The 11,451-nt window shown below is 59.7% G+C and carries 9 protein-coding genes; 6 read left to right on the top strand and 3 right to left on the bottom strand.

The genetic code is table 11. The annotated features are described in order from the left end of the window. The first annotated feature begins 82 nt into the window (after window positions 1–82). From eda to B9Z42_RS04925, 6 genes are all read left to right on the top strand, one after another. The gene (gene eda / locus B9Z42_RS04950; RefSeq protein ID WP_100132214.1) at window positions 83–724 is read left to right on the top strand and encodes a bifunctional 4-hydroxy-2-oxoglutarate aldolase/2-dehydro-3-deoxy-phosphogluconate aldolase; all 642 of its coding nucleotides are present in this window, start codon (window positions 83–85) and stop codon (window positions 722–724) included. 84 nt (window positions 725–808) lie between these two features. Next, the gene (gene pgi / locus B9Z42_RS04945; RefSeq protein ID WP_100132213.1) at window positions 809–2,416 is read left to right on the top strand and encodes a glucose-6-phosphate isomerase; all 1,608 of its coding nucleotides are present in this window, start codon (window positions 809–811) and stop codon (window positions 2,414–2,416) included. A gap of 3 nt (window positions 2,417–2,419) precedes the next feature. After that, window positions 2,420–3,430, top strand: coding sequence for a glucokinase (locus B9Z42_RS04940; protein WP_100132212.1), 1,011 nt, complete (start codon window positions 2,420–2,422; stop codon window positions 3,428–3,430). Window positions 3,431–3,498: 68 nt separating this feature from the next. Beyond that, the gene (gene ppc, locus B9Z42_RS04935; protein WP_100132211.1) at window positions 3,499–6,414 is read left to right on the top strand and encodes a phosphoenolpyruvate carboxylase; all 2,916 of its coding nucleotides are present in this window, start codon (window positions 3,499–3,501) and stop codon (window positions 6,412–6,414) included. 30 nt (window positions 6,415–6,444) lie between these two features. Next, on the top strand, window positions 6,445–7,134 hold the full coding sequence (locus B9Z42_RS04930) for a response regulator transcription factor (protein WP_100132210.1): 690 nt from the start codon (window positions 6,445–6,447) through the stop codon (window positions 7,132–7,134). Then, window positions 7,131–8,525: a sensor histidine kinase gene (locus B9Z42_RS04925; protein WP_100132209.1), complete on the top strand. Its 1,395-nt coding sequence runs from the start codon at window positions 7,131–7,133 to the stop codon at window positions 8,523–8,525. The genes B9Z42_RS04930 and B9Z42_RS04925 overlap by 4 nt, the downstream gene beginning before the upstream one ends. 59 nt (window positions 8,526–8,584) lie before the next feature. Here the strand turns inward: B9Z42_RS04925 and B9Z42_RS04920 are convergent, their stop codons facing one another. From B9Z42_RS04920 to B9Z42_RS04910, 3 genes are read right to left on the bottom strand one after another with little or no spacing between them, the layout of a single operon-like run. After that, window positions 8,585–9,655 (bottom strand): ABC transporter ATP-binding protein, encoded by a 1,071-nt coding sequence (locus B9Z42_RS04920; protein ID WP_100132208.1) that lies wholly within the window; start codon window positions 9,653–9,655, stop codon window positions 8,585–8,587. A gap of 11 nt (window positions 9,656–9,666) precedes the next feature. Beyond that, complete coding sequence (locus B9Z42_RS04915; RefSeq protein ID WP_100132207.1) at window positions 9,667–10,536, bottom strand: carbohydrate ABC transporter permease; 870 nt, start codon at window positions 10,534–10,536, stop codon at window positions 9,667–9,669. Further along, window positions 10,526–11,407 (bottom strand): carbohydrate ABC transporter permease, encoded by an 882-nt coding sequence (locus tag B9Z42_RS04910; protein WP_100132206.1) that lies wholly within the window; start codon window positions 11,405–11,407, stop codon window positions 10,526–10,528. The genes B9Z42_RS04915 and B9Z42_RS04910 overlap by 11 nt, the downstream gene beginning before the upstream one ends. Between the last annotated feature and the right edge of the window lie 44 nt (window positions 11,408–11,451).

Below are 11,451 nucleotides of genomic sequence, written 5' to 3'. Positions count from 1 at the left end.
GACGCTTTCTAAGTCAACTGCTCACCCACCATTTACCCATCAGCCAAACGCTTCAAACGTTCAACTGCTTCGCACCCAAGCCATGACACACACCAACCCCGCTTTCAGCCGCCCCGCGTTCACGTCACGCGTGGTGCCAGTCATCGTGATCACCCACCCCGACCAAGCCGTGCCCATGGCACATGCGCTGCTCGAAGGTGGCGTGGACGTGATGGAAATCACGCTGCGCCATGCCGCAGGCTTGCCAGCGATTGAGCAAGTCGCCAAGCATGTGCCACAGATGCATGTGGGCGCAGGCACCGTCACCCGCGCTGCAGAAATGGCAAGCGTGCAAGCCGCAGGGGCCAGCTTTGCGCTCTCGCCGGGCATGACTGACGCGCTCGTGCAAGCCGCTATGGATTGCAAGCTGCCCTTCATGCCCGGCGTGATGACCCCCGGCGAAGTGATGGCCGCACGCGACTATGGTTTTGGCGTGGTCAAACTCTTTCCCGCGGCACAAGCCGGTGGCTTGGCCATGCTCAAAGCCTTGGGCGGCCCGTTGGGTGACATGCGTTTTTGCCCCACGGGCGGCGTGTCGCTGGCCAACATGGGTGAGTTCTTGAAGCAACCCAACGTGGCGATGGTCGGCGGCTCATGGCTCACACCTGTGGACGTGGTCGAGCGCGGCGACTGGGCCGAAATCACCCGCTTGGCGCGTGAAGCCACAGCGGCAGCCAACGTCTGAGCCCACCTCAATTTATTCAAAACCGTTGAAGAACTTTCATCGGCTCAGCCTAAGAACCCCTCTTAATTTGACGAAAATTCACACATGACCACCTTCGTCCCGCCCCAACACCGCACAGCTTGGAAAGCCCTCCAAAACCTGTCCGACAGTACACTGCCGCATTTGCGCGACTTGCTGAAAACGCCACACCGTCACGAACAACTGCAAGCCAGTGGCGCAGGCATCACCATTGAGTACGAGCGTCAGCGCGTCAACGAGGCTGTGCTGCAACAGCTGCTGGCCTTGGCCGATGAGTCGCAGGTCATGCAACAAGCGCAAGCCATGTTCAAGGGCGAGCCCATCAACGCCACCGAGCAGCGCGCGGTGTTGCATGTGGCCTTGCGTGGCAGCCATGTGCCCAACCCACCGTGGGGCCGTGAGATTTCCAAACAAGTGGCGCACGAACTGCACCGCGTGTGCACCTTCGCTGAAAAAGTGCGCGAAGGCCACATGAAAGGCTATGGCGGCGAGTCCATCACCGACGTGGTGAACCTCGGCATTGGCGGCTCCGACCTCGGCCCGCGCATGACCACCGAAGCGCTGAGCCACTTGACGCGCGACAGCTTCAAAAACAAGGTGCGTGTGCACTATGTGTCCAACGTGGACGCGTGGAGCCTGTACACCACCCTCGCCCACCTCAACCCCGCCCGCACTGCCTTTGTGGTGCAAAGCAAAACCTTCACCACGCAAGAAACCATGACGCTGGCCGCCTCGGCCAAACGTTGGTTGAGCGATGGCGGCTGCCCCAGCGACCAACTGCATCAGCACTTGGTGGCGGTCACAGCCAGCCCCAAACTTTCGGCAGCGCAGGGCTTCACCGCGGAGCACACCTTTGGTTTTTGGGACTGGGTGGGTGGCCGTTATTCCGTGTGGTCGGCCATTGGCTTGCCTTTGGCCATCTCGATCGGTGCCTTCGCTTTTCAAGACATGCTCTTGGGCGCACGCGCCATGGACGAGCACTTCATGACCGCGCCCAAAGAGCAAAACCTGCCGCTGTTGATGGCCTTGTTGGGCGTGTGGAACCGCAACTTTTTAGGTGCCACAACGCACAACATCGCGCCTTACGCGTCGCCCTTGGGCAAGTTCGCGTCGTTCTTGCAACAGATGGACATGGAGTCCAACGGCAAGCGCACCCACATCGATGGCAGCCCTGTCGAAGTGGGCACCTCGCCCGTGTTGTGGGGTGGGTTGGGCATTGACGGTCAACACGCTTACTTTCAGTTGATCCACCAAGGTCAGCACTTGGTGCCCATGGACTTTATTGGCCTGCGCACCGAGCGCAGCCCCTTGCCCTTCGCCGCCGAACACCACCGCGTGGTCTTGCTCAACATGCAGGCACAAGCGCAAGCCTTGGCGATTGGCCGCAGTTTGGAAGAAACTGTGAAAGAAATGCGCGACAGCGGCACCGACGAAGCCGAGATTCAACGCTTGGCCCCGCACCGCAGCTACCCTGGCAACGTGCCCAGCACCACCATCTGGGTGGACGCACTGACACCCCGAAGCATGGGCGCCTTGATGGCTTTGTACGAACACAAAGTGTTTTGCCAAGCCGCCATTTGGGGCATTCACGCCTACGACCAATGGGGGGTGGAATTGGGCAAAAAAATGGCCAAAGACATGGAAGCCGCTGACGCAGAACGCCTGAAAGACTGATGCATGTTTGAGTCACGCGATCCCACCGTCACCGAAGCGGCCCCCTACCCCCGATTGCTCGGCGACATTGGCGGCACCAACGCACGCTTTGGCTGGCAAGCCGCTGAGAACGGCCCCATCGACCATGTGCAAGTGCTGCCCTGTGCGGAGCACGCATCACTGCTAGAGGCTGCGCAAACCTACTTGCGTGACCAGCAGTTGAGCGCACCACCGTGCGCGGCCTTCGGCATTGCCAACCCCGTCACGGGCGACCAAGTGGCCATGACCAACCACCACTGGAAGTTCTCAGTCTCCGCGCTTCGCGAAGGTTTGGGCGTGTCGCGCTTCTTGTTGCTCAACGATTTCACCGCCCTGGCCTTGTCGCTCACGTTGTTACCTGAATTGCAAAAACACCAAGTGGGCGGCGGCACAGCAGCGCCCAACGCAGCCATCGGTTTGATTGGACCAGGCACCGGCTTGGGCGTTTCAGGACTGTTCCCCGTTGGCTACCAAAATAAATGGATGCCCATCGCCGGAGAAGGCGGTCACGTCAGCCTGACCGCCACCACCGCACAGGAGTTTGCGGCCATTCAACAATTGCAAAAACGCTATGGCCATGTCTCGGCCGAGCGCGTCATCTCCGGCGCGGGTTTGGTCGATCTGTACCACGCCCTGTGCGATTTGAAAGATGGCCAAGGTCGTGAAATCACCACCCCCGCCGAAGTGCTGGAGCGCGCGCAAGAGGTACCCACGTCCACCGCCAACGAAGCCCTCGACATGTTCTGCGGCTTCTTAGGTTCGGTGGCTGGCGACTTGGCCTTGACCTTGGGCGCACGCGGTGGCATTTACATCGGCGGCGGCATCGTGCCGCGCTTAGGCGAACGCTTTGCGTCCTCGCCATTTCGCGAACGCTTCGAAGCCAAAGGTCGTTTTAAAAAATACTTGCAAGACGTGCCCACCTGGGTCATCCACAGCCCTGTCTCGCCTGCCTTGCAAGGTGCCTCGCAAGCGCTGTCGCTCACGCAGTGGGTCTGACAAGTTTCTTCGGCTAGAGGCTCACAAGGCCTTGCGCCGCAATTTCTCCTCACCTTCACGAGTCCCGAATGACTGACACCACCTCTTCAGCCAAAGCCAAAGCCAAAGTCACCGCCCCACCGAAACTGTCTGCCGCTGCACGCGCCACACGCATCACCAAAAACAATGAGCGTCCGCTGGTCGAAGACATTCGCCTGTTAGGCCGCATTTTGGGTGACGTGATTCGCGAACAAGAAGGCCGCGCGTCGTATGAGTTGGTCGAGCAAGTGCGCAAACTCTCGGTAGCCTTTCGCCGCGATGCCGACGCCGAGGCCGACAAAGCGCTCAAAAAACTGCTGGCCTCGCTCAGCGGCGAAGCCACCGTCAGCGTGATTCGCGCCTTCACCTATTTCAGCCACTTGGCCAACTTGGCCGAAGACCGCCACCACATTCGCCGCCGCGCCATCCATGAACGTGCGGGCGACACGCAAGAAGGCAGCCTGTCCGTCGCGCTAAGCCGACTCAAAGCAGCAGGCATTTCGCCCAAAAGCATTGTGCAAACCCTGGCACACAGCCATGTGTCGCCGGTGCTCACCGCCCACCCCACCGAGGTGCAACGCAAAAGCATCTTGGACGCCGAGCGTGGCATTGCCGTGCTGCTGGGTGAACGCGACGACATCCAATCTCGCGCCCTGCCGCAGTCCAGCACCAAATCCAAAACCGTGCCCGACGCCTTGGCCCTGCGCGAGTTGGCTGCCAACGAACTGCAAATTCGCGCGCGTGTGTTGCAGCTGTGGCAAACCCGCCTGTTGCGCTTCACCAAGCTCACCGTGTCAGACGAGATTGAGAACGCACTGAGCTACTACGAAGCCACGTTCTTGAGCGAAATCCCCAAGCTCTACGCCGACCTGGAAGCCGAGTTGGGTCACGCCCATGTGCACAGCTTTTTGCGCATGGGCCAATGGATTGGCGGTGACCGCGATGGCAACCCCAACGTCAACGCCGACACCCTGCATTACGCTTTGCGCCGCCAAGCCGATGTGGCGCTGCGCCATTACCTGACCGAGTTGCATTACTTGGGCACTGAGTTGTCCATGTCGGCCATGCTGGTCGATGTGACACCCGAGATGCAAGCCTTGGCCGAGCGCTCGCCCGACACCAACGCCCACCGCCAAGACGAGCCTTACCGCCGCGCGTTGACTGGCATGTACGCCCGTTTGGCAGCGACCCTCAAAGACCTCACGGGTGGAGACGCCGCACGCCATGCTGTGGCCCCGCAAAACCCCTACGCTTCGGCCCAAGAGTTGTTGGCCGACTTGCGCGTGATTGCCGAGTCCCTGCAAGCGCAACACGGCAGCGCCTTGATGGCGCAGCGCCTCACGCCACTCATGCGGGCGGTCGAGGTGTTTGGCTTTCACCTCGCCACGGTGGACTTGCGCCAAAGCTCGGATCAACACGAGTTGGTCATCGCTGAATTGCTTGCCACCGCAGGTGTGCAAGCGCACTATGCCAAGCTCAACGAAGAGCAACGCGTGGCGGTGCTGACACAGTTGCTGCGCGACGCTCGCCCGTTGCGTGTGATGGGTGCGCCCTATTCAGACTTGGCCCGCAAAGAACTGGCAATTTTTGAAACCGCCCGCGACATGCGCCAAGCCTTTGGTGCTGACGCCATTCGCCACTACATCATCAGCCACACCGAAACCGTGAGCGACTTGCTGGAAGTGTTGTTGCTGCAAAAAGAAACCGGCTTGATGCGCGGCACCTTGGACCACAAAACCTCCACCTGCGATTTGGTGGTGGTGCCTTTGTTCGAAACCATCGACGACTTGCGCCGTGCCGCCGACATCATGGGCGGCTTCTACGCTGTCCCTGGCGTGGCCGATTTGGTCAAACGCAGCGGCGCCGAGCAAGACATCATGTTGGGCTATTCGGACAGCAACAAAGACGGCGGCATCTTCACCAGTAACTGGGAGTTGTACCGCGCCGAAATCGCCTTGGTGGCTTTGTTCGATGGCTTGTTCAAACACCACGACATCACCTTGCGCATGTTCCACGGCCGTGGCGGCACGGTGGGTCGCGGCGGCGGCCCAAGCTACCAAGCCATTCTGGCGCAGCCCCCCGGCACGGTGCGTGGCCAAATTCGCCTGACCGAGCAAGGCGAAGTGATTGGCTCTAAATACGCCAACCCCGAAATTGGTCGACGGAACTTAGAAACTCTGGTGGCCGCCACGTTGGAAGCCACGATGCTGCAAACCACCCAACCCGCACCGCCATCCTTTTTAGAGGCCGCGCAATGGTTGTCCGAAGCGAGCATGAAGGCTTACCGTGGCTTGGTGTACGACACACCCGGGTTCACCGAGTACTTCTTTGCGTCCACGCCGTTGCGTGAAATTGCCGAACTCAACATTGGCTCGCGACCTGCGGCACGCCCAAAAAGCGGTAATGCCTCGCCACGCATTGAAGACCTGCGCGCCATTCCTTGGGGCTTCAGCTGGGGCCAATGCCGCTTGACGCTGCCCGGTTGGTTGGGCTTTGGCTCGGCAGTGGACCAGTTCATCCACCACCACCCCACGCTCAAGCCCAAAGACGCGCTGGCTTTGCTGCAAAAAATGCAACGCCATTGGCCGTTTTTCCGGTCTTTGCTCTCCAACCTCGACATGGTGTTGGCCAAGAGCGATTTGGGCTTGGCCTCGCGCTACGCCGAGTTGGTCAGCGACACGCGTTTGCGCAAGCGGATCTTTGCGTTGATCGAAACGGAGTGGCACCGCACGTCAGACGCGTTGAAACAAGTCACGGGTGACAAGCAACGTTTGGTCAACAACGCAGCGCTGGAACGCTCCATGCGCCACCGCTTTCCCTACATCGACCCGCTGCACCATTTGCAAGTCGAGTTGATTCGCCGCTACCGGGCAGGCTTGCGCCCGCAAGACCGCGATGAGAAAGCCCAACGCGGCATTCACATCTCCATCAACGGCATTGCGGCCGGTTTGCGCAACACGGGCTAAACCCAGCGCAGGGTGCGGTAAATTAGCCCTATGGCCCATTTACTGATTGTTGAAGACGACGACTTGCTGCGTGACGGCTTGACGGACCTGTTCCGCCAAGCCGGTCACACCGTGGACCACTGCGCCGACGGCCTCAGCGCCCAAACTTTTTTGAGCGACCACGTGGTTGACGCCGTGTTGCTCGACTTGGGCCTGCCCAAACTCGATGGCATGGCCCTGCTGCAATGGCTACGACAGCGCTTTGAGAGCTTGCCCGTGATGATCTTGACCGCCCGCGACGGCGTGGACGATCGCGTGGAAGGCCTGATGGCCGGTGCCGACGATTACCTGACCAAACCCTTCAACAACGCCGAGCTCAGCGCCCGCATGCAAGCCCTGCTGCGCCGCGCCCGATTGCCCGCTTTTCAAAGCAGCGTGCTTGACGACCAAGACACCAAACAGGCGCTGGAGATTGACCCCAACCTGCCACGCATGCGCATCCACGGCCAAGCCACCGACTTGACACAACGCGAGTGGGAACTTTTGCGCTTACTGCACCAACGCCTCAACCAAGTGGTCAGCCGCGACGATGTGGCTGTCGCTTGGCAAAGCGAATCAGCAGAGCCGACGGCGTCGAACGCGCTGGAGGTTTACATCCACCGTCTGCGCCGCAAGCTCACCGGCTCGGGCCTGAACATTCGCAACGTGCGCGGCTTGGGCTACATGCTGGAACCGGTGTGAGCCAACCCAGCTTGTCGCTGCGTCGCCAGTTGTTGCTCTGGCTGCTGTTGCCTCAGTTGGTGCTGTGGCTGGGGGGTGGCGCGCTTACGTATCGCATTGCATTGAACTATGCAGAAAAGGGCTTGGACCAATCGCTGTCGCAATCGGTGCGCTCGTTGGCACGGCAAGTCAAACCACTGGGCTCGGGCTTGTTGGTGGACTTTCCACGCGCAGCCCAAGCCATCATTGAAGAAGACCCTGCAGATCGCGTGAGCTACATGGTGTCCTCGCCGCCTGGCAAGTTTTTGCTGGGCAACCAAGCTTTTGCCGAGCCCCCCACCACAGGCGCGCAAGCCAACGCCCCCGATGCGCCCGTGTTTTATCGCATGGAACTGGCGGGCAAGCCCATGCGCGCCGTGTCTTTGGAAGTCGCCTATGGCGACGCTGACACCCCGCAACGCTTGCGTGTGCAGTTGGCCAAAAGCTATGTGGCACGCGAGCGCATTGCCGAAGAGCTGGTGGCTGATTTGCTGGCCCCGCTGCTGCTCTTGGGCGTGGTGCTGAGCATCTTGGTGTATGCCGGCATCAAACGGGGCATGGCTCCGCTCACCAAACTCGACAAGCAATTGCAAGACCGATCTGAGTCCGAATTGACACCTTTGGAGCTGACCACAGCCCCCACCGAAGTGCATGCCTTGGTGGGCTCGATCAACCGTTTGCTGCTGGCCGTGCGACGCAACGTGAGTCAAGAAAAACGCTTCATCAACGACGCCGCCCACCAGCTGCGTACTCCTTTGGCAGGCCTGATCAACCAAACCGATTTGGCGCTGAGTGAGCCCGATGCCAGCTTACTCAAAGCACGCCTGCACAAAGTGCACGCAGGCGCACAACGCAGCGCGCACTTGGTCAACCAACTGTTGGCCTTGGCCCGCAGCGGCACCGAGGTGCCCATGACGCGTTTAGATCTGGCCAGCCTGGCCCAAGATGTGGCGCGCGAACTGAGCCCACGCGCCGTGGCGCTGAAAGTCGATTTGGGCTACGAAGGCGATGCCCACGTTTGGATGAATGGCTCGGTGGTGCTGCTGCGCGAAGCCATCACCAACGTGATTGACAACGCGCTGCGCTATGGCGCTGTCGGCGTTGCAGAGGGAAGCGACGCGACCATCACCGTATCAGTGCACCACCATGACCGCACCTGCGTGTTGGCGGTCGAAGACAACGGGCTGGGTTTGACGGAAGCGCAACGCGACCAAGCCTTTGATCGTTTTTGGCGCGCCAACGAGCTGCCAGGAGGCTGCGGCCTCGGGCTGTCTATCGTGCAAGAGATTGCGCGTCGCCATGGCGGCGAAGCACGCGTGCTCCCGGTGCAGCCGCAGGGCTTGCGGGTTGAGCTCACGCTGCAAGTCACTTAACACCGCTGAGCGCATCAAGCCTGCAAGCGCTGCACCGCCCTGAAAGCGCCTCAGACCTTTTAGGCCAACCGCAACCCTGAGGCATGGTCGAACCAAGTGACGTGGTCGGCTTGAATGCCCAATCCCACGTGGTCACCCGGACGCACTTGCGTTTGCGGGGCGGTACGCACGGTCACTTTGCCAGCTGCCGTGTCGACCACCACAAAGGTGTCGGCCCCCGTGGGCTCCACCAAGTTCACCACACCGCGCCAAGGCGCTGCATCGTCGAAGCTCAGGTGTTCAGGGCGCAAGCCCAACTGCGTGATGCTGCCCGCGTGCGTGGGGGCGGTCAAAGCCAACTGAGCGCCTGCAATGTCAAAGGCGGCGCTATTGGCACTGACGCGACCTTCGATCAGGTTCATCGTGGGCGAACCAATGAAGGTGGCCACGTAGGTGTTGGCGGGTCGGTTGTAAATTTCGTCCGGTGTGCCCAGTTGCTGCAAAACGCCGCCCTTCATGACCGCGATGCGACTGCCCAAGGTCATGGCTTCGACTTGGTCATGCGTCACATACACGCTGGTGATGCCGCTGAGCTGGTGCAAGCGTTTGATTTCAGCGCGCATCTCCACGCGCAACTTGGCGTCGAGGTTAGACAGGGGTTCATCAAACAAAAACAGCTGAGGGTTGCGCGCCAAAGCACGGCCCATGGCCACGCGCTGGCGTTGGCCGCCCGAGAGTTGCGAGGGGCGACGGTCCAGCAAATGCTCAATCTGCAACATGGCAGCCACTTCGGCAATGCGCGCTTGACGCTCGGCCTTGGGCACTTTGCGGATTTCAAGGGCGAAGCCAATGTTCTCGGCCACGCTCATCGTGGGGTACAGCGCGTAGCTCTGAAAAACCATGGCAATGTCGCGCTGCGCGGGCGGCACGCCCACCACGTTTTTGTTGGCAATGGCAATGCTGCCTTCGGTGGGCTCTTCCAAACCCGCAATGATGTTGAGCAAGGTGGACTTGCCGCAGCCGGAGGGGCCAACCAAGATCAAGAACTCACCGGGAGCCACGTCGATGTCGATGCGTTTGAGCACCTCCACCGTGTTATCGCCCTTGCCAAAACATTTGCGAATGCCGCGAATTTCTAATGCTGAAGACATCGTCGTTCCTTTTAACCTTTGACAGCGCCGGCGGTGAGGCCACGCACAAAATACCGTCCTGCCAGCACATACACCAGCATGGTGGGCAAGCCCGCAATCAAGGCCGCCGCCATGTCGACGTTGTAGGCTTTGACGCTGCTGGTGGTGTTGGCCAAGTTGTTCAGGCCCACGGTGATGGGCTTGGAGTCCGCGCCGCTGAAGGCCACGCCAAACAAGAAGTCGTTCCATATTTGGGTGAATTGCCAAATCAAAGTGACCATCACGATGGGCGTGGACATGGGCACGATGATGCGTAAAAAGATCATCCAAAAACCAGCGCCGTCCATGCGCGCGGCATTCATCAAGTCTTTGGGAATGCCAGCATAGTAGTTGCGGAAAAACAAGGTGGTACTGGGCAAGCCCGCTAACAAGTGCACCAAGATCAAGCCGCCGATGGAGCTAGAAAGCCCCAACCAACCCAGCACTTGGCTCATGGGCAACAGCACCACTTGGAAGGGCATGAAAACGCCAAACAACAGCAGTGCAAACAAGGTCTCGCTGCCGCGAAATTTCCACAGGCTCAGCACGTAGCCATTGAGCGCGCCCCATGTGGTGGAGATCAACACCGCAGGTACCGCCATCCACACCGAGTTCCAAAAGTAAGGTTCCAAGCCGGAGCATTGCGCGCCCGTGCAGGCCGAGTCCCACGCCAAACGCCAGGCGTCAAAGTTCAACGACCCAGGCAGACTGACCAAGCTATTTTGACGAATTTCTTCGGCGTCTTTGAGGGAGGTCACCAGCATCACATAAAGCGGTGCCAAGAAGAAAATGGCACCCACAGCCAAGGTCACATAGAGCAACACCCGCCACAGCGTTTGCGCAGAAAAGAACTTAGTGCTCATGCTTTTTGCTCCGCAATTCGCTGTATAGATAAGGCACGACCAAGGCCGCCACGGTGGCCAGCATCATGGTGGCGCTGGCGGCACCCAATCCAATTTGTCCACGCGTGAAACTCATGGCGTACATGAAGGTGGCGGGCACATCGGTGGCATAACCTGGACCGCCCGAGGTGAGCGCCATGATCAGGTCAAAACTCTTGATGGCCAGATGCGACAGCACCATCAGGGTCGAAAAGAACACGGGTCGCAACGCCGGCAACACGATGCGCCAGTAAATACGGGGTAAGGACGCGCCATCGATCTGCGCCGCTTTGATGATGCTGTCGTCAATGCCGCGCAAGCCCGCCAAAAACAAGGCCATGGCAAAACCTGCCGACTGCCACACACCGGCAATCACCACGCAGTAAATGGCCATGTCGCTTTCGACCAACCAACTGAAACTGAAGCTGCTCCAGCCCCAGTCGTGCATGAGTTTTTCAAGGCCCATGCTGGGGTTGAGCAACCATTTCCACGCTGTGCCCGTGACCACAAACGACAAAGCCATGGGGTACAGATAGACGGTGCGAATGAAGCCTTCGGCACGTACTTTTTGGTCTAACAAAACAGCCAAAAAGACACCCAAAGCCATGGCACCAGCGACATAGCCGATGCCAAAAATAGCGAGGTTTTTCAGGGCGACCCACCAGCGGTCCATCTCCCACAGCTTGGCGTACTGCGCCAAACCCACCAACTCGTAGTTGGGCAACATGCGCGAGACGGTGACCGACAACACGCCGTTCCAAATCATGAACCCGTAGATGAACGCAAAACCCAGCACCAAACCGGGTGCGACCACCATCTTAGGAATCAACGCTTCTAAGCGATGCTTGTGCATCTTGAGCCTTTGTGATGTTTCAAAAAAGAGAGAAGGGGTTACCC

This window comes from Limnohabitans sp. B9-3 (genome assembly GCF_002778325.1).
GTDB lineage: Bacteria > Pseudomonadota > Gammaproteobacteria > Burkholderiales > Burkholderiaceae_C > Limnohabitans > Limnohabitans kasalickyi.
Note: the sequence above shows the minus strand (reverse complement) of the source record. Positions and strands in the feature narration are given on the sequence as shown.